The organism is Pseudomonas cucumis, assembly GCF_030687935.1.
Lineage (GTDB): Bacteria > Pseudomonadota > Gammaproteobacteria > Pseudomonadales > Pseudomonadaceae > Aquipseudomonas > Aquipseudomonas cucumis.
Window position 1 is genome coordinate 1,824,789 of sequence record NZ_CP117454.1, and the last position, 22,090, is coordinate 1,846,878.

Annotated in this window: 20 protein-coding genes; 18 read left to right on the forward strand and 2 right to left on the reverse strand. The window is 57.4% G+C overall.

The features are described from left to right. The first annotated feature begins 62 nt into the window (after positions 1-62). The 3 genes from PSH97_RS08280 (at position 63) to PSH97_RS08290 (ending at position 3,067) form a co-directional block, all read left to right on the forward strand. Positions 63-914, forward strand: coding sequence for a glycine betaine ABC transporter substrate-binding protein (locus PSH97_RS08280; protein WP_253548903.1), 852 nt, complete (start codon positions 63-65; stop codon positions 912-914). A gap of 186 nt (positions 915-1,100) precedes the next feature. Beyond that, positions 1,101-1,412, forward strand: coding sequence for a DUF485 domain-containing protein (locus tag PSH97_RS08285; RefSeq protein ID WP_007894282.1), 312 nt, complete (start codon positions 1,101-1,103; stop codon positions 1,410-1,412). Further along, complete coding sequence (locus PSH97_RS08290) at positions 1,409-3,067, forward strand: cation acetate symporter (RefSeq protein ID WP_305448807.1); 1,659 nt, start codon at positions 1,409-1,411, stop codon at positions 3,065-3,067. Before PSH97_RS08285 ends, PSH97_RS08290 begins: the two co-directional genes overlap by 4 nt. Positions 3,068-3,595: 528 nt before the next feature. On the opposite strand, the gene gltA is transcribed toward PSH97_RS08290, so the two are convergent. Further along, the gene (gene gltA, locus PSH97_RS08295; RefSeq protein ID WP_237882884.1) at positions 3,596-4,882 is read right to left on the reverse strand and encodes a citrate synthase; all 1,287 of its coding nucleotides are present in this window, start codon (positions 4,880-4,882) and stop codon (positions 3,596-3,598) included. Between the two features lie 362 nt (positions 4,883-5,244). On the opposite strand from gltA, the gene sdhC reads away from it, so the two are divergent. The 13 genes from sdhC to PSH97_RS08360 all read left to right on the forward strand — a co-directional run bounded on the left by sdhC (position 5,245) and on the right by PSH97_RS08360 (position 20,655). Further along, positions 5,245-5,619, forward strand: a complete 375-nt coding sequence (gene sdhC, locus PSH97_RS08300) for a succinate dehydrogenase, cytochrome b556 subunit (RefSeq protein ID WP_305448808.1) — start codon at positions 5,245-5,247, stop codon at positions 5,617-5,619. Then, positions 5,613-5,981: a succinate dehydrogenase, hydrophobic membrane anchor protein gene (gene sdhD / locus PSH97_RS08305; RefSeq protein ID WP_008071469.1), complete on the forward strand. Its 369-nt coding sequence runs from the start codon at positions 5,613-5,615 to the stop codon at positions 5,979-5,981. The genes sdhC and sdhD overlap by 7 nt, the downstream gene beginning before the upstream one ends. Before the next feature lie 3 nt (positions 5,982-5,984). After that, positions 5,985-7,757, forward strand: coding sequence for a succinate dehydrogenase flavoprotein subunit (sdhA, locus tag PSH97_RS08310; RefSeq protein WP_305448809.1), 1,773 nt, complete (start codon positions 5,985-5,987; stop codon positions 7,755-7,757). A gap of 11 nt (positions 7,758-7,768) precedes the next feature. After that, positions 7,769-8,473, forward strand: coding sequence for a succinate dehydrogenase iron-sulfur subunit (locus PSH97_RS08315; RefSeq protein WP_007898989.1), 705 nt, complete (start codon positions 7,769-7,771; stop codon positions 8,471-8,473). A gap of 262 nt (positions 8,474-8,735) precedes the next feature. Beyond that, positions 8,736-11,567 (forward strand): 2-oxoglutarate dehydrogenase E1 component, encoded by a 2,832-nt coding sequence (locus PSH97_RS08320; protein WP_305448810.1) that lies wholly within the window; start codon positions 8,736-8,738, stop codon positions 11,565-11,567. A 42-nt stretch (positions 11,568-11,609) separates the two neighbouring features. Next, positions 11,610-12,827 carry a 2-oxoglutarate dehydrogenase complex dihydrolipoyllysine-residue succinyltransferase gene (odhB, locus tag PSH97_RS08325; RefSeq protein ID WP_305448811.1) on the forward strand — a complete coding sequence of 406 codons (1,218 nt, stop codon included), beginning with the start codon at positions 11,610-11,612 and terminating at the stop codon, positions 12,825-12,827. 110 nt (positions 12,828-12,937) lie between these two features. Further along, positions 12,938-14,374: a dihydrolipoyl dehydrogenase gene (gene lpdA, locus PSH97_RS08330; protein WP_305448812.1), complete on the forward strand. Its 1,437-nt coding sequence runs from the start codon at positions 12,938-12,940 to the stop codon at positions 14,372-14,374. A 179-nt stretch (positions 14,375-14,553) separates the two neighbouring features. Further along, a complete protein-coding gene (sucC, locus tag PSH97_RS08335; RefSeq protein ID WP_007919879.1) occupies positions 14,554-15,720 on the forward strand; it encodes an ADP-forming succinate--CoA ligase subunit beta in 1,167 nt (388 codons plus the stop codon). Continuing rightward, positions 15,720-16,601: a succinate--CoA ligase subunit alpha gene (gene sucD, locus PSH97_RS08340; RefSeq protein WP_007919877.1), complete on the forward strand. Its 882-nt coding sequence runs from the start codon at positions 15,720-15,722 to the stop codon at positions 16,599-16,601. The genes sucC and sucD overlap by 1 nt, the downstream gene beginning before the upstream one ends. Before the next feature lie 419 nt (positions 16,602-17,020). Further along, positions 17,021-18,334, forward strand: coding sequence for a branched-chain amino acid transport system II carrier protein (gene brnQ / locus PSH97_RS08345; protein WP_305448813.1), 1,314 nt, complete (start codon positions 17,021-17,023; stop codon positions 18,332-18,334). Between the two features lie 159 nt (positions 18,335-18,493). Next, the gene (locus tag PSH97_RS08350; protein ID WP_305448814.1) at positions 18,494-19,183 is read left to right on the forward strand and encodes an IS110 family RNA-guided transposase; all 690 of its coding nucleotides are present in this window, start codon (positions 18,494-18,496) and stop codon (positions 19,181-19,183) included. 333 nt (positions 19,184-19,516) lie between these two features. Further along, positions 19,517-20,254: a DUF599 domain-containing protein gene (locus PSH97_RS08355; RefSeq protein ID WP_048394339.1), complete on the forward strand. Its 738-nt coding sequence runs from the start codon at positions 19,517-19,519 to the stop codon at positions 20,252-20,254. Further along, positions 20,254-20,655 (forward strand): MAPEG family protein, encoded by a 402-nt coding sequence (locus PSH97_RS08360; protein WP_305448815.1) that lies wholly within the window; start codon positions 20,254-20,256, stop codon positions 20,653-20,655. Before PSH97_RS08355 ends, PSH97_RS08360 begins: the two co-directional genes overlap by 1 nt. A gap of 78 nt (positions 20,656-20,733) precedes the next feature. Here the strand turns inward: PSH97_RS08360 and PSH97_RS08365 are convergent, their stop codons facing one another. Continuing rightward, positions 20,734-20,979 (reverse strand): hypothetical protein, encoded by a 246-nt coding sequence (locus PSH97_RS08365; protein WP_305422562.1) that lies wholly within the window; start codon positions 20,977-20,979, stop codon positions 20,734-20,736. 156 nt (positions 20,980-21,135) lie between these two features. Between PSH97_RS08365 and PSH97_RS08370 the strand changes: the two genes are divergently transcribed. Both PSH97_RS08370 and PSH97_RS08375 read left to right on the forward strand, forming a co-directional pair. Then, positions 21,136-21,624 (forward strand): PaaI family thioesterase, encoded by a 489-nt coding sequence (locus PSH97_RS08370; protein WP_305448816.1) that lies wholly within the window; start codon positions 21,136-21,138, stop codon positions 21,622-21,624. Next, positions 21,621-22,073: a PaaI family thioesterase gene (locus PSH97_RS08375; RefSeq protein WP_305448817.1), complete on the forward strand. Its 453-nt coding sequence runs from the start codon at positions 21,621-21,623 to the stop codon at positions 22,071-22,073. The genes PSH97_RS08370 and PSH97_RS08375 overlap by 4 nt, the downstream gene beginning before the upstream one ends. The last annotated feature ends 17 nt before the right edge of the window (positions 22,074-22,090 follow it).

The following is a 22,090-nucleotide window of genomic DNA, read 5'->3' on the forward strand; positions in this document are numbered from 1 at the left end:
ACCATAACAATACGTTGAGCGACTCGACATCCGTCGGGAGCAGCACTTTCGGGGAAGTAACGATGAAGATGCGACGACTCTTGGGAGCAGGTGCCGCTTTGGTGCTGGCCATCAGTTCTACTGTGGCCAGCGCTGAAGGCAAGGCGGTAACGATCGGTTATGTCGATGGCTGGTCGGACAGCGTCGCCACGACCAACGTGGCTGCAGAAGTAATCAGGCAGAAACTCGGTTATGACGTGAAACTGCAAGCCGTTGCCACCGGGATCATGTGGCAGGGTGTAGCCACCGGTAAACTCGACGCCATGCTGTCGGCGTGGTTGCCCGTGACTCACGGTGAATACTGGACCAAGAACAAGGATCAGGTCGTCGATTACGGCCCGAACTTCAAGGATGCGAAAATCGGCCTGATCGTGCCGGAATACGTCAAGGCCAAGTCCATCGAGGATCTGAAAACCGACGACAGCTTCAAAAATCGCATCGTTGGCATCGACGCCGGTTCAGGCGTGATGCTCAAGACCGATCAGGCGATCAAGGATTACGGCCTGGACAACTACACCCTCAAGGCCAGTTCCGGCGCCGGCATGATTGCCGAGCTGACCCGTGCCGAGAAGAAAAATGAATCCATTGCCGTCACCGGTTGGGTGCCGCACTGGATGTTCGCCAAGTGGAAACTGCGTTTCCTGGAAGATCCGAAAGGCGTTTACGGTGCGGCTGAAACCGTGAACAGCATTGGCAGCAAAGGCCTGGACGCCAAAGCGCCGGAAGTTGCGAAGTTCTTGAAGAACTTCCAGTGGGCGTCGAAAGACGAAATCGGCGAGGTCATGTTGGCGATTCAAGAGGGCGCCAAGCCTGAAGCCGCGGCGAAGGATTGGGTGGCCAAACACCCGGATCGCGTTGCCGACTGGATCAAATGATTTGAGTTAAAGCGTCTAGTCAGCACCTCTCAAGGCCCCTTGGCACACATGCCAAGGGGCCTTTTGTTTTTTTATGTGTTTAATGCCTGTCATGTCGTTCTAATACTAAGGTCGTCTGGAACCTGTCCGGCAGCCGCATAGAGTGGATACCGTTCCAACTAAATCTGTGCTGCGAGGATAAAAACAATGAACGACAGCATTTACCTCTCGATTCAAAACAGCTCGCGCTTCAAAGAGCTGGTCAGCAAGAGAGAACGATTCGCCTGGATTCTTTCAGCGATCATGCTTGGGCTGTACTCCGGATTCATCCTTTTAATTGCTTACGGGCCGCATATTCTGGGCGCGAAAATCAGCCCTGAGTCATCGATTACCTGGGGCATTCCGATTGGTGTCGGGCTGATTGTTTCGGCCTTTATCCTGACGGGTATCTACGTGCGACGCGCCAATGGCGAATTCGACGACTTGAACAATGCGATTCTCAAGGAGGCTCAGCAATGATCCGGCGTCTAATGGCTCTATTGAGCATCGCAGCTTTTGCACCTGGCGCCTGGGCGGCTGAAGCTTTGACGGGTGCAGTGCAGAAACAACCGCTCAACGTTTCCGCGATCCTGATGTTCGTGGCATTCGTGGGGGCGACCCTGTGCATCACTTACTGGGCCTCCAAGAAAAACAACTCGGCCGCCGACTACTATGCGGCGGGCGGCAAGATCACCGGTTTCCAGAACGGCTTGGCGATTGCCGGTGACTACATGTCCGCGGCGTCCTTCCTGGGTATTTCCGCCCTGGTGTTCACCTCTGGCTACGATGGCCTGATCTACTCGATCGGCTTCCTGGTGGGCTGGCCGATCATTCTGTTCCTGATCGCCGAGCGCCTGCGTAACCTGGGCAAGTACACCTTTGCCGACGTGGCGTCCTATCGCCTCGGGCAAACCCAGATCCGTTCGCTGTCGGCCTGCGGTTCGCTGGTGGTGGTGGCGTTCTACCTGATCGCGCAAATGGTGGGTGCCGGCAAGCTGATTCAGCTGCTGTTCGGTCTCGACTATCACGTTGCGGTTATCCTGGTCGGTATCCTGATGTGCATGTACGTGCTGTTCGGCGGCATGCTGGCGACCACTTGGGTGCAGATCATCAAGGCGGTGCTGTTGCTGTCCGGTGCCTCGTTCATGGCGCTGATGGTGATGAAGCACGTCAACTTCGACTTTAACGCGCTGTTCTCCGAGGCGATCAAGGTTCACCCTAAAGGTGAGGCGATCATGAGCCCGGGCGGCCTGGTGAAAGATCCGATCTCGGCGTTCTCCCTCGGCCTGGCGCTGATGTTCGGTACCGCTGGCCTGCCGCACATTCTGATGCGCTTCTTCACTGTGAGTGACGCTAAAGAAGCGCGTAAAAGCGTGCTGTATGCAACCGGCTTCATTGGCTACTTCTACATCCTGACCTTCATCATCGGCTTTGGCGCGATCTTGTTGGTAAGCACCAACCCGGCCTTCAAAGATGCGGCTGGCGCGCTGATGGGCGGCAACAACATGGCGGCGGTGCATTTGGCCAACGCGGTGGGTGGCAGTATTTTCCTGGGCTTCATCTCGGCGGTCGCGTTCGCAACCATCCTGGCGGTGGTGGCGGGTCTGACTCTGGCCGGTGCTTCGGCGGTATCTCATGACCTGTATGCCAGTGTGATCAAGAAGGGCAAGGCCAACGAGAAGGACGAGATCCGCGTCTCGAAAATCACCACCATTGCTCTGGCAGTGCTGGCGATCGGCCTGGGCATTCTGTTCGAGAAGCAGAACATCGCGTTCATGGTGGGCCTGGCGTTCTCTATCGCGGCGAGCTGCAACTTCCCGGTGCTGCTGCTTTCCATGTACTGGAAGAAGCTGACGACTCGCGGTGCGATGATCGGCGGCTGGTTGGGTCTGGTCAGTGCTGTTGGCTTGATGGTGCTGGGGCCAACCATCTGGGTGCAGATCCTGGGTCACGAGAAGGCGATCTTCCCGTATGAATACCCGGCGCTGTTCTCCATGGCCATTGCGTTTGTCGGGATCTGGTTCTTCTCGATCACCGATAAGTCGGCTGAGGGTGTGAACGAACGTGCGCTGTTCTTCCCGCAGTTTGTTCGTTCGCAGACTGGGTTGGGGGCGAGTGGGGCGGTTTCGCACTGAGGTTTCTATATATAAGTTGTTCTGACACGAATGCCCCGGTCGAGAGATCGGGGCATTTTTATTGGGGCAGGCAGAGCAAGATCAAAGGCCAAAGCAAAGGCATGATCAAAAGATCGCAGCCTTCGGCAGTTCCTACAGGGGGAACGCGTTCACTTAAAGTCAGGCCGGCCGGTAGGCCGCCTCGCTTTGGCTTTTGCGGTGCACGCCCCCTCGAGAGGCCGAGTGGAGGTTCTGCGCAGTGGGCAACCCGGCATGGATGCCGGGTTAGCCGCGCACGGCCATGGATGGCCGATCGCGGCGGGCCCACGGAGCAGGACCGGAGCGAGGGCATGCCGAGCCTGGGCGAGGCACCGAACGAAAGGACTTTCGGGCTTTTCCAAAGTGACTCGCTGTAAGAGCGAAACCATAAGTCGCCGTTACCGAAGAAACGGATATGCACACAACCAAAGAGCGCAAACAAAAACGGCCTCTATCTACATAGAGGCCGTTTCCGATGCTACTTAAGACGCTATCGCAAGACAGGTCTTATCAGCGGTCTTCCAGCTTGGTGATATCACGCGACTCGTAGCCGGTGTACAACTGGCGCGGGCGGCCGATCTTGTACGGGCTGGAGAGCATTTCTTTCCAGTGGGAGATCCAGCCGACAGTCCGCGCCAGGGCGAAGATCACGGTGAACATGCTGGTCGGAATACCGATCGCCTTGAGGATGATCCCCGAGTAGAAGTCGACGTTCGGGTACAGCGAGCGTTCGATGAAGTACGGATCGGTCAGGGCGATCTCTTCCAGGCGCATGGCCAGTTCGAGTTGCGGATCGTTGGTGATGCCCAGCTCTTTCAGCACTTCGTCGCAGGTTTGCTTCATGACGGTGGCGCGTGGGTCGCGGTTTTTGTAAACCCGGTGACCGAAGCCCATCAATTTGAACGGATCGTTCTTGTCCTTGGCCTTGGCGATGTACTTGTCGATGTTCGAAACATCGCCAATCTCGTCAAGCATGGTCAGAACGGCTTCGTTCGCACCGCCGTGGGCCGGGCCCCACAGTGCAGCGATACCGGCGGCGATACAGGCGAACGGGTTGGCACCTGACGAACCGGCCAGACGTACGGTAGAAGTCGATGCGTTTTGCTCGTGGTCGGCATGGAGGATGAAGATCCGGTCCATGGCCTTGGCGAGTACCGGGCTGATCGGTTTGATCTCGCACGGGGTGTTGAACATCATGTGCAGGAAGTTTTCCGCGTACGACAGGTCGTTGCGCGGGTACATCATGGGTTGGCCCATGGAGTACTTGTAAACCATTGCGGCCAGGGTCGGCATCTTGGCAACCAGGCGGATCGCGGAGATTTCGCGATGCTGCGGGTTATTGATGTCGAGGGAGTCGTGGTAGAAGGCGGAGAGGGCGCCAACTACGCCGCACATGACGGCCATCGGGTGGGCGTCGCGACGGAAGCCGTTGAAGAAGGTCTTCAACTGCTCGTGAACCATGGTGTGGTTCTTCACGGTGCCGACGAACTGGGCCTTCTGTTCTGCGGTCGGCAATTCGCCGTTGAGCAGCAGATAGCAGGTTTCCAGGTAGTCCGACTTTTCAGCCAGCTGTTCGATCGGGTAGCCGCGGTGCAGCAAAATGCCGTTGTCGCCGTCGATATAGGTGATCTTCGACTCGCAAGAGGCAGTCGACATGAAACCAGGGTCAAAGGTGAAACGGCCCGTGGCCGTCAGGCCCCGAACGTCGATAACATCGGGACCAACGGTGCCGGTTAAAATGGGCAGCTCGACGGGGGCTGCGCCCTCGATGATCAACTGCGCTTTTTTGTCAGCCATGTGGCCTCCTATTTATGCTTGAAATCATCAGACAGACCCCCCACGCAGGGCCCGCACCACTATAGTGAGATAAATTCGAATGTCAATTTGCCTAAAGTCTTGCTCCAGAAGGCTTTAACCGGACTTTTTCCTCGAAATTGCCTGCCATTTACGCCTTTTATCCCTCTTGTGCAATCAGCTATTAGGGGAAGGTGAACGCGTTGTCATTAGTAGCCTAACTGTCTATACTCGGCCACCGACCGCCAGGGGCTTTTGGGCCTGCTTTATTGGGGGTCGCATCCCTGGGTGGTGGTTACCTGACCAGTGCACTCCCCAACAACTTTGCCCTGATTGTTAGGGGCTCTTCAGTGTGAAAAAAAGCCGTGAAAAGCCAACGACCTGTAAACCTAGACCTAAGGACCATCAAACTCCCCATCACCGGCGTTACGTCGTTTCTTCACCGTGTTTCCGGCATCATCCTCTTCCTGGGCCTTGGCTTCATGCTGTATGCATTGGGCAAGTCTCTGGGTTCCGAGGAAGGTTTTGCCGAGGTGAAGGCATGCTTGACCAGTCCGCTGGCCAAGTTCGTAGCATGGGGCCTCCTGTCCTCACTTCTGTATCACCTGGTAGCCGGTGTGCGCCATTTGATTATGGATATGGGCATCGGTGAGACGCTGGAAGGCGGCAAGCTGGGCTCGCAAATCATTATCGCCGTATCTGCGGTGTTGATCGTTCTGGCGGGAGTTTGGATATGGTAACCAGCGTTACGAACCTGTCGCGTTCGGGCCTCTATGACTGGATGGCACAGCGTGTGTCTGCGGTCGTTCTCGCGGCTTATTTTATCTTCCTGATCGGATACCTCGTTGCGAATCCAGGCATTGGCTACGACCAATGGCATGCCCTGTTCGCCCACAACGGGATGCGTATCTTCAGTCTGCTGGCCCTTGTAGCCCTGGGCGCTCACGCCTGGGTCGGCATGTGGACCATCGCGACTGACTACCTGACGCCGATGGCGCTGGGCAAGTCCGCGACTGCAGTACGTTTCCTTTTCCAGGCAGTATGCGGCGTTGCGATGTTCGCTTACTTCGTCTGGGGTGTGCAGATTCTCTGGGGTATCTGATCCATGGCTAACATTCCAACGATTTCTTTCGACGCCATCATTATTGGTGGTGGCGGTGCCGGCATGCGCGCAGCGCTGCAACTGGCACAGGGCGGTCACAAGACTGCCGTGATCACCAAGGTTTTCCCGACCCGTTCGCACACCGTGTCGGCCCAGGGCGGCATCACCTGCGCCATCGCATCTGCCGATCCGAACGATGACTGGCGCTGGCACATGTACGATACCGTCAAGGGTTCCGACTATATCGGTGACCAGGACGCTATCGAATACATGTGTCAGGAAGGTCCTGCCGCCGTATACGAGTTGGACCACATGGGTATGCCGTTCTCGCGTACCGAACAAGGTCGTATCTATCAGCGTCCGTTCGGTGGTCAGTCCAAGGACTACGGTAAAGGTGGCCAGGCCGCCCGTACCTGCGCCGCTTCCGACCGTACCGGCCACGCGCTGCTGCACACCCTTTATCAGGGCAACCTGAAAGCCGGCACTACGTTCCTGAACGAGTACTACGCTGTTGATCTGGTGAAAAACCAGGACGGCGCATTCGTCGGCGTGATTGCCATCTGCATCGAAACCGGTGAAACCACCTACATCCGTGCCAAGGCCACCGTACTGGCCACCGGCGGTGCAGGTCGTATCTACGCTTCGACCACCAATGCCCTGATCAACACCGGTGACGGCGTTGGTATGGCGCTGCGTGCCGGCGTACCGGTACAAGACATCGAAATGTGGCAGTTCCACCCGACCGGCATCGCCGGCGCCGGTGTACTGGTCACCGAAGGTTGCCGTGGTGAAGGTGGTTACCTGATCAACAAGCACGGCGAGCGTTTCATGGAGCGTTATGCTCCAAACGCCAAAGACCTTGCCGGTCGTGACGTTGTTGCCCGTTCGATGGTTAAAGAAATCATCGCCGGTAACGGTTGCGGTCCGAATGGCGACCACGTGATGCTCAAGCTCGACCACCTGGGCGAGGAAGTGCTGCACAGCCGTCTGCCAGGCATCTGCGAACTGTCCAAGACTTTCGCGCACGTTGACCCGGTTGTTGCTCCGGTTCCGGTTGTTCCGACCTGCCACTATATGATGGGCGGCGTTCCGACCAACATTCACGGTCAGGCTATCACCCAGAACGACGAAGGCGTCGACGAAATCATCCCTGGCCTGTTCGCAGTGGGTGAAGTGGCGTGCGTATCGGTTCACGGCGCCAACCGTCTGGGCGGCAACTCGCTGCTTGACCTGGTGGTATTCGGCCGCGCTGCCGGCCTGCACCTGGAAAAAGCGCTGACCGACGGTATCGAATACGATGACGCCACCGACGCCGACATCAACGCGGCCCTGGCACGTCTGTCCGCTCTGAACGAGCGTACCGAAGGTGAAGACGTGGCAACCCTGCGTCGCGAACTGCAAAGCTGCATGCAGAACTACTTCGGTGTGTTCCGTACCGGCGAATACATGCAGAAGGGTATTGCTCAGCTGGCTGATCTGCGTGGCCGTATCGCCAACGTCAAGATCAACGACAAGAGCCAGGCGTTCAACACCGCGCGTATCGAAGCGCTGGAACTGCAGAACCTGCTGGAAGTGGCCGAAGCCACTGCCATCGCTGCAGAAGTGCGCAAAGAGTCCCGCGGTGCTCACGCCCGTGAAGACTTCGAAGACCGTGACGACGAAAACTGGCTGTGCCACACCCTGTACTTCCCGGGTGACAAGCGCGTTGCCAAGCGTGCTGTGAACTTCTCGCCGAAGACTGTTCCGACTTTTGAACCTAAGATTCGGACTTATTAAGGGTGGCCGCCATGTTGCAAGTCAGTGTTTATCGTTACAACCCTGATCAGGACGCTGCGCCGTTCATGCAGGAATTCCAGGTTGATACCGGTGGTAAAGACCTGATGGTGCTGGACGTGCTGGCCCTGATCAAAGAGCAGGACGAAGGTTTCTCCTATCGTCGCTCTTGCCGTGAAGGTGTTTGCGGTTCCGACGGCATGAACATCAACGGCAAAAACGGTCTGGCGTGCATCACGCCGCTGTCTGCCGTCGTAAAACGTAACAAGCTGATCGTCCGTCCGCTGCCAGGTTTGCCGGTTATTCGTGACCTGGTCGTCGATATGAGCATCTTCTACAAGCAATACGAAAAGGTTAAGCCATACCTGCAGAACGACACGCCGGCTCCGGCCATCGAGCGTCTGCAGTCCCCTGAAGAGCGTGAAAAGCTCGACGGTCTGTACGAGTGCATCCTGTGCGCTTGCTGCTCGACTTCGTGCCCGTCCTTCTGGTGGAACCCGGACAAGTTCCTGGGTCCGGCTGCTCTGCTGCAAGCCTATCGCTTCCTGGCAGACAGCCGCGACAACAAGACATCCGAGCGTCTGGCTTCGCTGGATGACCCGTTCAGCGTATTCCGCTGCCGGGGCATCATGAACTGCGTCAACGTTTGTCCGAAAGGCCTGAACCCGACTAAGGCCATCGGTCACATTCGTAACATGCTGCTGCAAAGCGGCGTGTGATTCAGCTGCTGTACCCGTAGGACCGCTGTACCCGTAGATGCTACGGCGCAGGCTTCAACCGGCGCCGTAGTTTTAACCTGAGCAGCAGCTTATAAGGCTGCGGCTCTTATTTTGAAGAAATGAGACAAGCAGGGGCATCCGGGCTGGTACCCGGACTATCAGCGTGATCCTAAGTGGCTTGTTTTAGTCGCTGCATTCGGACTTCTGCAAGTTTTCTCGGTGTCGACGCCGGTGGTGTTCCCCTAACCGAGGGTGACCAAGCATGCAAGAAAGCGTGATGCAGCGCATGTGGAACAGCGCCTACCTATCCGGTAGTAACGCTGCCTATGTGGAAGAGCTCTACGAGCTCTACCTGCACGACCCTAACGCTGTGCCAGAAGAGTGGCGCACCTACTTTCAGAAGTTGCCTGCTGATGGCAACACTGCCACCGATGTTTCGCACTCCACAATTCGCGATCATTTCGTCTTGCTGGCAAAGAACCAGCGCCGCGCCCAACCGGTTTCCGCCGGCAGCGTGAGCAGTGAGCACGAGAAGAAGCAAGTTGAAGTGCTGCGATTGATCCAGGCCTACCGTATGCGTGGCCACCAGGCAGCCCAGCTTGACCCGCTGGGGCTGTGGCAGCGTCCTGCACCTGCAGACCTGTCGATCAATCATTACGGCTTGACCAATGCCGATCTTGATACGACCTTCCGTGCCGGCGACCTGTTCATCGGCAAAGAGGAGGCGAGCCTACGCGAAATTCACGAAGCGTTGCAGCAGACATATTGCCGCACCATCGGCGCTGAATTTACGCACATCACCGATTCCGAGCAGCGCCAGTGGTTCCAGCAGCGTCTGGAAAGCGTGCGCGGCCGTCCGACGTACTCCGCCGACATCAAGAGCCACCTGCTCGAGCGCGTCACCGCCGGTGAAGGCCTGGAAAAATACCTCGGGACCAAATACCCGGGTACCAAGCGTTTCGGTCTGGAAGGCGGCGAGAGCCTGATTCCGATGCTCGACGAGTTGATCCAGCGTTCCGGCTCCTACGGCACCAAGGAAATCGTCATCGGCATGGCCCACCGTGGTCGTCTAAACGTGCTGGTCAACACCTTCGGCAAGAACCCGCGCGAGCTGTTCGACGAGTTCGAAGGCAAGAAGAAGGTCGAGTTGGGTTCCGGTGACGTTAAATATCACCAGGGCTTCTCGTCCAACGTGATGACCACTGGCGGTGAAGTTCACCTGGCCATGGCGTTCAACCCGTCCCACCTGGAAATCGTTTCACCCGTGGTCGAGGGTTCGGTTCGCGCCCGTCAGGATCGTCGTAACGACCCTACCGGCGAGAAGGTTCTGCCGATCTCCATCCACGGTGACGCGGCATTCGCCGGTCAGGGTGTGGTGATGGAAACCTTCCAGATGTCGCAGACCCGCGGTTTCAAGACCGGCGGCACTGTGCACATCGTGATCAACAACCAGGTCGGTTTCACCATCAGTAACCCGTTGGACTCGCGCTCCACCGAGTACGCGACCGACGTTGCGAAGATGATCCAGGCGCCGATCCTCCATGTAAATGGTGATGATCCGGAAGCCGTATTGTTCGTGACCCAGCTGGCCATCGACTACCGCATGCAGTTCAAGCGTGACGTGGTGATTGACCTGGTCTGCTACCGTCGTCGCGGCCACAACGAGGCCGACGAGCCTAGCGGCACCCAGCCAATCATGTATCAGCAGATCACCAAACAGCGCACCACCCGTGAGCTGTATGCCGATCGTCTGACCCAGAGCGGTGTGCTGGACGCAGAGCGTGTTCAGGCGAAAGTCGACGAATACCGCAATGCGCTGGACAACGGCCTGCACGTAGTAAAAAGCCTGGTCAAAGAGCCGAACAAAGAGTTGTTCGTGGACTGGCGTCCGTATCTGGGCCACGCCTGGACCGCGCGTCACGACACTCGCTTCGATCTGAAAACCTTGCAGGAACTGTCCGCCAAGCTGCTGGAAATTCCGGAAGGATTCGTGGTTCAGCGCCAGGTCTCGAAAATCTACGAAGACCGTCAGAAAATGCAAGCCGGCGGCCTGCCGATCAACTGGGGTTACGCCGAAACCATGGCGTACGCGACCCTGTCGTTCGAAGGTCACCCGATTCGCATGACGGGTCAGGACATCGGTCGCGGTACGTTCTCGCACCGTCACGCTGTCTTGCACAACCAGAAAGACGCGGGTACCTACGTCCCGCTGCAAAACCTGTACAAGGGCCAGCCACGTTTCGACCTGTACGATTCGTTCCTGTCCGAAGAAGCCGTGCTGGCGTTCGAATACGGTTACTCGACCACCACGCCTGAAGCGCTGGTGATCTGGGAAGCCCAGTTCGGCGACTTCGCCAACGGTGCCCAGGTGGTTATCGACCAGTTCATCACCAGTGGCGAGCACAAGTGGGGCCGTCTCTGCGGTCTGACCATGCTGCTGCCGCACGGTTATGAAGGTCAGGGTCCGGAGCACTCTTCGGCTCGTCTGGAGCGTTACCTGCAGCTGTGCGCCGAGCACAACATTCAGGTAGCCGTGCCGACTACCCCGGCCCAGATCTACCACTTGCTGCGTCGTCAGGTGATTCGTCCGCTGCGCAAGCCGTTGATCGTTCTGACTCCGAAGTCGCTGCTGCGTCACAAGCTGGCCGTATCGACCCTGGAAGATCTGGCCGAAGGTTCGTTCCAGACCGTTATCCCGGAAATCGATGCACTGGACCCGAACAAGGTCGAGCGCGTTGTTCTGTGTAGCGGCAAGGTCTACTACGACCTGCTGGAAAAACGCCGTGCCGAAGGTCGTGATGACATCGCCATCGTGCGTATCGAGCAACTGTACCCATTCCCTGAGGACGACTTGAAAGAAGTCCTGGCTCCTTACACCAACGTCAAAAATGCCGTGTGGTGCCAGGAAGAGCCGATGAACCAGGGGGCGTGGTACTGCAGCCAACACCACATGCGTCGCAGCATCAGCAATCTCAACAAGTCTCTCGTACTTGAGTACGCGGGCCGTGAGGCTTCTGCTGCACCTGCATGCGGTTACGCATCGATGCACGCTGAGCAGCAGGAAAAACTGCTGCAAGACGCCTTTACTGTTTAACGCCTTCGCGCACTTGAAACCGAATTTAAGGACTCACAGATAATGGCTATCGAAATCAAAGCCCCCACTTTCCCGGAATCGGTTGCCGATGGCACCGTTGCCACCTGGCACAAACAACCGGGCGACGCTGTAAAGCGTGACGACCTGATCGTCGACATCGAAACCGACAAGGTTGTGCTGGAAGTGTTGGCTACCGCTGATGGCGTGCTGGGCGCTATCGTCAAGAACGAAGGCGACACCGTTCTGTCCGACGAAGTCCTGGGCTCCATCGAAGCGGGCGGCGCTGCTGCCGCTCCTGCTGCCGCTGCTCCGGCCGCTGCACAAGCTGCTGCTCCGGTCGCTGAAGGCGAAGATGATCCTGTTGCTGCACCGGCAGCTCGCAAGCTGGCTGAAGAAAACAGCATCAACATCGCTTCCGTTGCCGGCACTGGCAAAGGCGGTCGCGTGACCAAGGAAGACGTTGTTGCCGCTGTAGCTGCCAAGAAAGCCGCTCCGGCTGCCGCGCCTGCCAAGGCTGCTGCACCTGCTGCCGCTGCTCCAGTGTTCGCTGCTGGCGATCGCATCGAGAAGCGCGTACCGATGACCCGCGTGCGGGCCACCGTCGCCAAGCGTCTGGTTGAAGCTCAATCGAACATGGCAATGCTGACCACTTTCAACGAAGTCGACATGACCGAAGTCATGGCGTTGCGTTCGAAGTACAAGGACCTGTTCGAGAAGTCCCACAACGGCGTGCGCCTGGGCTTCATGTCGTTCTTCGTCAAGGCTGCCACCGAAGCGCTGAAACGCTTCCCGGCTGTCAACGCGTCGATCGACGGTGCTGACATCGTTTATCACGGCTACGCTGACGTCGGTGTGGCTGTTTCCAGCGACCGCGGCCTGGTTGTACCGGTTCTGCGTAACGCCGAACTGATGAGCCTGGCTGAAATCGAAGGCGGCATCGCCACCTTCGGCAAGAAGGCTCGTGACGGCAAGCTGTCGATGGACGAAATGACCGGTGGTACGTTCACCATCACCAACGGTGGTACTTTCGGTTCGATGATGTCGACGCCGATCGTCAACCCGCCACAAGCGGCCATCCTGGGCATGCACAACATTCTGCAGCGTCCTATGGCGATCAACGGTCAAGTCGTTATCCGTCCGATGATGTACCTCGCTCTGTCCTACGATCACCGTTTGATCGACGGCAAAGAAGCTGTGACCTTCCTGGTTACCATCAAGAACCTGCTGGAAGACCCGGCTCGTTTGCTGCTGGATATCTGATTTCGTTGCACGGGCCGCTCAGCGATGGGCGGCCCTTCTGTAATGACCAGCTTCGTCCCACGACGGTCCCCAAAAGGGGCCGTCCGGTTTGATTCGAGAAGGAATGACACATGACTCAGAAATTCGACGTGGTAGTGATTGGCGCGGGCCCTGGCGGCTACGTGGCTGCCATTAAAGCAGCGCAACTGGGCCTCTCCACTGCCTGCATCGAGAAATACACCGACAAGGAAGGCAAACTTGCCCTCGGCGGTACTTGCCTGAACGTCGGCTGCATTCCATCCAAGGCGCTGCTGGACAGCTCCTGGAAGTTCCACGAAGCCCAAGACGGCTTCGCAATCCACGGTATCAACCACGCTGGCGTGACCATGGACGTGGCAGCGATGGTCGGCCGTAAAGCCAACATCGTAAAAGGCCTGACCTCCGGCGTTGCGACCCTGTTCAAAGCCAACGGTGTGACCTCGATCCAGGGCCACGGCAAACTGCTGGCCGGCAAGAAAGTCGAAGTCACCAAGCCTGACGGTTCGGTAGAAATCATTGAAGCCGAGAACGTGATTCTGGCTCCAGGTTCGCGTCCGATCGACATTCCACCGGCTCCGGTCGACCAGAATGTGATCGTCGATTCGACTGGCGCGCTGGAATTCCAATCGGTGCCAAAACGTCTGGGCGTGATTGGCGCTGGCGTGATCGGTCTGGAACTGGGTTCGGTCTGGTCCCGTCTGGGCGCAGAAGTGACCGTTCTCGAAGCGCTGGACACCTTCCTGATGGCCGCTGACGCTGCCGTTTCCAAGGAAGCGCTGAAAACCCTGACCAAACAAGGTCTGGACATCAAGCTGGGTGCTCGCGTTACCGGTTCCAAAGTGAACGGCGACGAAGTCGTTGTGAACTACACCGATGCCAACGGCGAACAGAACATCACTTTCGACAAGCTGATCGTAGCCGTTGGTCGCCGTCCGGTGACCACTGATCTGCTGGCTGCTGATTGCGGCGTGACCCTGGACGAGCGCGGTTTCGTGCACGTTGACGATCACTGCGCTACCACCGTACCGGGCGTTTACGCCATCGGTGACGTGGTTCGCGGCATGATGCTGGCACACAAGGCCTCGGAAGAAGGCATCATGGTCGTTGAGCGCATCAAGGGCCATAAAGCCCAGATGAACTATGACTTGATCCCTTCGGTTATTTATACTCACCCGGAAATCGCGTGGGTCGGCAAAACCGAGCAGGCCTTGAAGGCTGAAGGCGTTGAAGTTAACGTTGGCACCTTCCCGTTCGCAGCCAGTGGCCGTGCCATGGCAGCCAACGACACCGGCGGTTTCGTGAAAGTCATTGCCGATGCCAAGACTGACCGCGTATTGGGCGTCCACGTGATTGGCCCGAGCGCTGCAGAACTGGTTCAGCAGGGCGCGATCGGTATGGAATTCGGCACCAGCGCTGAAGACCTGGGCATGATGGTTTTCTCCCATCCGACCCTGTCTGAAGCCTTGCACGAAGCAGCTTTGGCTGTGAATGGCGGCGCCATCCACATCGCCAACCGCAAGAAGCGTTAAGACAATAAGAAACCACGGCGGTACGGCCCGTCGTGAGCCTTGCATGCAAGACTCACCGCGGAATGTCCGCTGGACGCAGTCTTGCGTAGCTCTGCTACGCAAGCAGCAGTCACAGGTGGTGCGGCACTTGAACAAGTGCAGCACCGAATGCGCAGTACCTAACGAAGACGGTAATAAGCATGAATCTTCACGAGTATCAGGGTAAGCAGCTGTTCGCTGAGTACGGCCTGCCAGTTTCCACCGGCTACGCAGTAGACACCCCGGAAGCAGCAGCAGAAGCTTGCGACAAAATCGGCGGCAGCGAGTGGGTTGTCAAAGCCCAGGTCCACGCTGGTGGTCGCGGTAAAGCGGGCGGCGTAAAGCTGGTTCGCAGCAAAGAAGACGCCAAAGCATTCGCTCAACAGTGGTTGGGCAAGCGTCTGGTGACTTACCAGACTGATGCCAATGGTCAGCCAGTCACCAAGATCCTGGTTGAATCGTGCACTGATATCGCTAAAGAGCTGTACCTGGGCGCTGTCGTTGACCGTTCGAGCCGTCGCATCGTGTTCATGGCTTCCACCGAAGGTGGCGTGGACATCGAGAAAATCGCTCACGACACCCCTGAGAAAATCCTCAAGGCCACTATCGATCCACTGGTTGGCGCTCAGCCATTCCAGGGTCGCGAGCTGGCATTCCAGCTGGGTCTGGAAGGCAAGCAAGTTGCTCAGTTCGCCAAGATCTTCGTAGGTCTAGCCAAGCTGTTCAAGGATCACGACCTGGCTCTGCTGGAAGTGAACCCGCTGGTGATCAAGGCTGACGGCGATCTGCATTGCCTCGATGCCAAGATCAACATCGACGCCAACGCCATGTACCGTCAGCCTAAGCTGAAGACTTTCCACGATCCGTCGCAAGACGATCCGCGCGAAGCGCACGCTGCCAAGTTCGAACTGAACTACGTAGCGCTGGAAGGCAACATCGGTTGCATGGTCAACGGTGCTGGCCTGGCCATGGGTACCATGGACATCGTCAACCTGCATGGCGGCAAACCAGCCAACTTCCTCGACGTGGGCGGCGGTGCTACCAAAGAACGCGTTACCGAAGCGTTCAAGATCATCCTGTCCGACACTAACGTCGCTGCAGTACTGGTCAACATCTTCGGCGGCATCGTTCGTTGCGACATGATTGCCGAAGGCATCATCGGCGCTGTGAAAGAAGTCGGCGTGAAAATCCCGGTTGTTGTTCGCCTTGAAGGCAACAACGCTGAGCTGGGCGCTAAAGTACTGGCAGAAAGCGGTTTGAACATCATCGCTGCTACCAGCCTGACCGACGCTGCTCAACAAGTCGTTAAAGCTGCGGAGGGCAAATAATGAGCGTCCTGATCAATAAAGACACCAAAGTTATCTGCCAGGGTATTACCGGTTCGCAAGGTAGTTTCCACACCCAGCAAGCCATCGAGTACGGCACCAAGATGGTTGGTGGTGTAACGCCTGGTAAAGGCGGCACCGAACACCTGGGTCTGCCAGTGTTCAACACCGTGAAAGACGCTGTAGCTGCCACTGGCGCCACCGCCAGCGTGATCTACGTTCCAGCTCCTTTCTGCAAGGACTCCATCCTGGAAGCAGCCTTCGGCGGCATCAAGCTGATCGTTTGCATCACTGAAGGCATTCCTACCCTGGACATGCTGGATGCCAAGGTCAAGTGCGACGAGTTGGGCGTAGTCCTGATCGGTCCTAACTGCCCAGGCGTGATCACTCCAGGCGAATGCAAGATCGGCATCATGCCAGGTCACATTCACTTGCCAGGCAAGGTCGGTATCGTTTCCCGTTCCGGCACCCTGACCTACGAAGCTGTGAAGCAGACTACTGACGCCGGTTTCGGTCAGTCGACTTGCGTCGGCATCGGTGGTGACCCGATCCCGGGTTCGAACTTCATCGACATCCTGAAGCTGTTCCAGGAAGACCCGAAGACCGAAGCGATCGTGATGATCGGCGAGATCGGCGGTTCGGCTGAAGAAGAAGCGGCTGCCTACATCAAGGCACACGTGACCAAGCCAGTTGTTTCCTACATCGCTGGTGTGACTGCTCCTCCGGGCAAGCGCATGGGCCATGCTGGCGCAATCATCTCTGGCGGCAAAGGCACTGCAGACGAGAAATTCGCTGCACTGCAAGACGCAGGCGTTAAAACCGTGCGTTCGCTGGCAGACATCGGCAAGGCCCTGGCCGAGCTGACCGGTTGGGCCGTCAAGTAAGCCTCGCGCTTAACTGACGCTTCACCAAACAAAGGCCACCTTCGGGTGGCCTTTGTCGTTTCCGGGTGATCGTTCCCACGCGCTGCGTGGGAACGCCGCCAGGGACGCTCCGCGTTCCGCCTTTGAATGTGACGCAGAGCGTCACGGGATGCATTCCCACGCAGCGTGGGAATGATCTGTGCCGAGGTAGGAAAATTAGATATGTAAACGCGACATTGAAATGTCGCGTATCGGATAGTTCGCCCTGTAACAGTGCGTTTGTCGTGCAAATTCGTTAGGCTAGCAGCCATTTTTGCGTCCGCGGCCCACAAGGCAGCGACGCGCTAAACGGGTTAGTCCTATACGGGCCGACAGCATTTCCCTCACCCATAAGGGAAATCCCTCTCTAAATTCCGATTCAGTAGTGTGGTATTTCCTTGATGAAAGTGTTGAAAGGCCAGGACATCCTGGCACTGGGTTTTATGACGTTTGCTCTGTTCGTCGGGGCTGGCAACATCATCTTCCCGCCTATCGTCGGTTTGCAGTCCGGGCCTAATGTCTGGATGGCGGCGCTGGGTTTTCTGATCACCGCGGTTGGTTTGCCGGTGATCACCGTTGTTGCCCTGGCCAAGGTCGGTGGTGCAATGGATGCCTTGAGCAGCCCGATCGGTAAAGTCGCCGGTGGCTTGCTGGCAGCCGCGTGCTACCTCGCTGTTGGCCCATTGTTCGCGACGCCGCGCACCGCGACCGTGTCGTTCGAAGTGGGCCTGGCGCCGCTGACCGGCGAGAGCCCGCTGGCGCTGTTTCTCTATAGCTCGGTGTACTTCCTGCTGGTGTTCTTCATCTCGCTCTATCCGGGCCGTCTGCTGGACACGGTAGGACGTTTCCTTGCACCGCTGAAGATCATCGCCCTGGCCGTCCTCGGCATCGCTGCGTTCGCGTTGCCGGCTGGTGATATCGGCGTGGCCACACCTGAATATGTCGCGGCACCGTTCTCCCAAGGCTTTATCAATGGTTACCTGACCATGGATACCCTGGGTGCGCTGGTTTTCGGCATCGTCATTGTCAACGCCATTCGTTCCCGGGGCGTGGAATCGCCGGCGTTGATCACCCGTTACGCGATCATTGCAGGGCTGATTGCCGGCGTGGGGCTGGCGCTGGTTTACGTCAGTCTGTTCCGTCTCGGTTCGGGCAGCCATGAAGTGGCCGCCGGTGCTACCAACGGCGCGGCGGTATTGCACGCTTACGTTCAGCACACATTTGGTTCGTTGGGCAGCGGTTTCCTTGCGGTGCTGATCTCCCTGGCCTGCCTGGTAACAGCGGTTGGTCTGACGTGTGCCTGTGCCGAATACTTCAGCCGTGTACTGCCACTGTCCTACAAGACGCTGGTGATCATCCTGGCTGCGTTCTCCCTGTTGGTGTCCAACCTGGGCCTCACCAAGCTGATTGCTTTCTCGATCCCGGTGCTGACCGCCATCTACCCGCCGTGCATCGCCCTGGTAGCCCTGAGCTTCTGCAAGGACTTCTGGCATGAGCAGGGCCGTATTGTCGGTCCGGTGATGCTGGTGTCGTTCATCTTCGGCCTGATTGATGCCCTCAAAGGCGCCGGTCTGGCCGACTGGATGCCGACTCAACTGACTCACCTGCCGCTGAGCGAACAAGGTCTGGCGTGGCTGGTGCCATCGGTCATGACCCTGGTGGTTGCGGTGGTTTGTGACCGTCTGCTGGGCAAGCGCGCCGAAGCGCTGGCTTAAGCTGCTTCATGGCCCGCCACAAGCGGGCCTTGATCTGCTTCCTGGCAAAAAATAGAAATGCCCCGTATCAATCGATACGGGGCATTAATGAGATGGTCACCCCCACACCCTGCGAGGGCTACGCTTTCGCAGGGTGTTTTGTTTTCGGAGGCCATCATCATGAGCGAGTCAGCGCTGATCGGGATCGATCTCGGTAAACACAGTTTCCACCTGCACGGCCAAGACAAATTGGGCCGAGAGGTGTTTCGCAAGAAGCTCTCGCGTCAACAAATGATGACGCTTTTCGGCAATCTGCCGGCCTGTACCGTGGTGATGGAAGCTTGTGCCGGCGCGCATTTCGTCGCTCGCCAGCTGATGGCCATGGGGCATGAGCATTTCTGTTATCTGGATGAACAGATCAAGGCGCTGGATAAAGAGCTGGCAAGCCAACTGGCCGACGATGATCTCGGCAGCCGCTTGCTGAGCTTGCCGTGTGTCGGGCCGATCACCGCCAGCCTGCTGGCTGTAGAGGTGCGCGATGGCCAACAGTACAAATGCAGCCGTGACTTCGCCGCCTCCGTGGGCTTGGTGCCCAGGCAGTACAGCACCGGCGGCAGGGCTAATTTGCTGGGCATCAGCAAGCGCGGCGACAAGCATCTCAGGCAGTTGCTGGTTCAATGTGCTCGGGTCTATATGCAGAGGCTAGAACACCAGAAAGGGGCTCTGGCCGACTGGGTGCGCTCATTGCTTGGGCGACGACACTCGAACGTGGTGGCCTGCGCCCTGGCTAACAAGCTGGCGCGGATCGCGTGGGCGCTAGCGGCTCACCATACGCAATATGAAGCAGGGCCAGACGCGCTGAACGCCTGACCCTGCGGTTGTTGCAGTACCACGAATCACCCTTCAGGTTTTGCGATAGCTGAACAACGGATGACGTGAACGGCCCACCGGCCTGACGAAGAACCTGACATAAAAATCGGCTTCAGAAGCCGCGGCATTTTTCAGGATCGTCAGGCGCGACTCTCATCGTGGCGCGGGGCATGCCCTGGATCGACGCCGGATAGATTTAAGCAAGCCAACCACTTCACCCATTAATCAGTATTGCAAAAATGGGGGTGACCATAGATTTTTATGGGTGGGATGCGGTGTCTTTTTCCTTGCGCTAACGTCGAAGCATTGCCAAATCACATCACAAGGACCTGCATGTCGTTCATCCACGCCAATCTGATCCACATCCTCGCCGCGCTCTGGTTTGTCGTCTGCTGGGGTGGCTACACCCGTTACGCAACGTGGAAGGGCCGCGACACCGCGTGCCTGGCCAGCGTGTTGCACCTGTATCGCGAAGACTGGATGCGCCGCATGCTGTTGCGCGACAACCGTATTGCCGATGCCAGTGTGATCGGTAACCTGGAGCGCAATGCCTCGTTCTTCGCCTCCAGCACGCTGATTATCCTGGCCGGTATTCTCACGGTATTGGGTGCGTCCGACAGAGCCGTATCGTTACTGGCGGATATCCCGATGGTGCAACAGGCCTCCCAAGGCATGTCGGAGATCAAGTTGTTGTGCCTAGCGCTGGTGTTTGTCTATGCGTTCTTTACCTTCAGCTGGTGCATGCGTCAGTACAACTTTGCGGCCATTCTCGTGGGCTCGGCACCGATGATCGGCGAGCGCCATGTATCCGAGCAAGAGCGCAAAGCCTTTGCTTCCAGAGCCGCCCGTGTCATCTCCATGGCGGCCAACCAGTTCAACTTCGGTCTGCGTTCCTATTACTTTGGCATGACCATGCTGGCGTGGTTCGTCAGCCCCTGGTTGTTCATGTTGATGAGTGCCGGCGTCGTGCTGGTGTTGTATCGCCGCGAGTTTCACTCCGATGTTCTTGATGTGATGGTCTATACCCCTACAGAGGCGCCATTGCCTGAAGCAAACAAGGAAGCTGCTTGATGAGTATTCCGTTCTGGTGTGTGTTTATCAGCGCATTGTTGATTTACGTGGCAAAGATTCCGGTGGCCAAAGCCATGAGCGAGCAGGGTGGTTACAACAATCACCTGCCGCGCCAGCAGCAGGCGCAACTTACCGGCTTTGGTGCCCGGGCATTGGCGGCGCACCAGAACAGTTTCGAGGCGTTCTTATTGTTCGCGGTCGGGGTGTTGATGGCGCACACCACGCAGACGGCGGGATGGCTGATCGATACGCTGGCAATCATCGTTGTGATCGCGCGCATCATTTACTTGCTGTGCTATTGGGCAGATCTGGCCTGGCAGCGCAGTCTGGTGTGGTTTGTGGGTTTAGTGTGTTCGTTGTTGCTGATGATTAGTCCGACTTTTAGGACGATTTTGGTCTAATGCCGCATTGAAAAACAAAAGCCGCAGATAAAAGAAAACCCGCACTTGGCGGGTTTTCTTTTATCACTAAAAACGCTTTTAGTTTTTAGGTGCTTCTGGCGCGGCTTCTTTTGTCGCTGCTGCGTTCGATTCGGCCTGAGCTTTGGCAGCTTCGGCGTTTTCTTTTGCGGCTTCGTTCACTTTATCCTGAGCTTCGCTCATTTTTTCTTGAGCTTGTTCAGAATGTTTGGCGGCATCTTGAGCTTTGTCCTCGGATTTTTTATCGCAGGCAGCGAGACCGAGGGAAGCGGTCAACATCAAGGCAATAGCTAAAGTCTTACGCATGGGGTGTTTCTCCTTATGGAAAATATCTACTGGCCTTTCGAGCATGGCGATCAGGGTTAAGTTCCTCAAATCACACAGATATATAAGTTTGTTTTGCCACGGAACTTTTACCCCTTGGCCTGCTACTTTTCCCGGACACTAAGGAGCGTTTATCAAATGGCCGAAAACCCCGTTTTTGAGCGTGCGACGCGCTTTCTGTCGGCATTGCGCCATTGTCAGGTACTCGGCATGCGTGTTCACAGCGCCAGCAGCGAAGGGCTGACGGTGATTTTGCCGTACAGCCCGCAGATCGTCGGCAACCCGCAAACCGGGGTGATTCATGGCGGTGCGCTGACCTCGCTGATGGACACTGCTTGCGGCATGGCCACCCTTTGCGTGCTGCCCGAGTTCGAAGTCTGCCCGACGCTCGACTTGCGCATCGACTACATGCACGCCGCCGAACCGCACAAGGACGTATACGGCTTCGCCCAATGCTACCGAGTGACCACCGACGTGATCTTTGCGCGCGGTTTTGCCTATCAGGATGACCCCGAACAGCCCATTGCCCATGTGGTGGGCACCTTCATGCGCATGGGCAAGGGCATCAAAGGCACCAAAGGGTTTGGCGGTGTCATTGCCGGTGCCCTTACTGGAGTTGCGAAATGACCGACACATTCAAGGAGCAACTTCAACAGGCCCATGCGCAGGGCGACTACGCCTCTCTGCTGCAACTGATCCCTTACGCCAGACTGATCGGTGTTGAATGTTCGCGTGTCGGGGATGACCTGCTGTTTCGTCTGCCGGCCAACAAAGACAACATTGGTAATCCTTTATTGCCAGCGATTCATGGCGGGGTGATTGCCGGCTTCATGGAACTCTCGGCGGCACTGCACCTGCTGATTTTCACCGGCTCGCCCGGCGTGCCGAAGATTATCGACTTCTCCCTCGACTACCTGCGCGCGGGGCAGTTTCGCGATACCTGGGCCAGATGCCAGGTGTGCCGACAGGGGCGCCGAGTGGCAAACGTGGCAATTACCGCCTGGCAAAGCACTGAAGCCGAGCCCATTGCCACGGCCCGCGCTCACTTCAAAATTGAAGAGCCCTTGAAATCCTGATCTCAGCCCCCAACTCT

Coding starts and splice junctions, on each gene's coding strand:
- PSH97_RS08280 (WP_253548903.1), top strand. CDS start 63: ATGAAGATGCGACGACTCTTGGGAGCAGGTGCCGCTTTGGTGCTGGCC.
- PSH97_RS08285 (WP_007894282.1), top strand. CDS start 1,101: ATGAACGACAGCATTTACCTCTCGATTCAAAACAGCTCGCGCTTCAAA.
- PSH97_RS08290 (WP_305448807.1), top strand. CDS start 1,409: ATGATCCGGCGTCTAATGGCTCTATTGAGCATCGCAGCTTTTGCACCT.
- gltA (WP_237882884.1), bottom strand. CDS start 4,882: ATGGCTGACAAAAAAGCGCAGTTGATCATCGAGGGCGCAGCCCCCGTC.
- sdhD (WP_008071469.1), top strand. CDS start 5,613: ATGGTAACCAGCGTTACGAACCTGTCGCGTTCGGGCCTCTATGACTGG.
- sdhA (WP_305448809.1), top strand. CDS start 5,985: ATGGCTAACATTCCAACGATTTCTTTCGACGCCATCATTATTGGTGGT.
- PSH97_RS08315 (WP_007898989.1), top strand. CDS start 7,769: ATGTTGCAAGTCAGTGTTTATCGTTACAACCCTGATCAGGACGCTGCG.
- PSH97_RS08320 (WP_305448810.1), top strand. CDS start 8,736: ATGCAAGAAAGCGTGATGCAGCGCATGTGGAACAGCGCCTACCTATCC.
- odhB (WP_305448811.1), top strand. CDS start 11,610: ATGGCTATCGAAATCAAAGCCCCCACTTTCCCGGAATCGGTTGCCGAT.
- lpdA (WP_305448812.1), top strand. CDS start 12,938: ATGACTCAGAAATTCGACGTGGTAGTGATTGGCGCGGGCCCTGGCGGC.
- sucC (WP_007919879.1), top strand. CDS start 14,554: ATGAATCTTCACGAGTATCAGGGTAAGCAGCTGTTCGCTGAGTACGGC.
- sucD (WP_007919877.1), top strand. CDS start 15,720: ATGAGCGTCCTGATCAATAAAGACACCAAAGTTATCTGCCAGGGTATT.
- brnQ (WP_305448813.1), top strand. CDS start 17,021: ATGAAAGTGTTGAAAGGCCAGGACATCCTGGCACTGGGTTTTATGACG.
- PSH97_RS08350 (WP_305448814.1), top strand. CDS start 18,494: ATGAGCGAGTCAGCGCTGATCGGGATCGATCTCGGTAAACACAGTTTC.
- PSH97_RS08355 (WP_048394339.1), top strand. CDS start 19,517: ATGTCGTTCATCCACGCCAATCTGATCCACATCCTCGCCGCGCTCTGG.
- PSH97_RS08360 (WP_305448815.1), top strand. CDS start 20,254: ATGAGTATTCCGTTCTGGTGTGTGTTTATCAGCGCATTGTTGATTTAC.
- PSH97_RS08365 (WP_305422562.1), bottom strand. CDS start 20,979: ATGCGTAAGACTTTAGCTATTGCCTTGATGTTGACCGCTTCCCTCGGT.
- PSH97_RS08370 (WP_305448816.1), top strand. CDS start 21,136: ATGGCCGAAAACCCCGTTTTTGAGCGTGCGACGCGCTTTCTGTCGGCA.
- PSH97_RS08375 (WP_305448817.1), top strand. CDS start 21,621: ATGACCGACACATTCAAGGAGCAACTTCAACAGGCCCATGCGCAGGGC.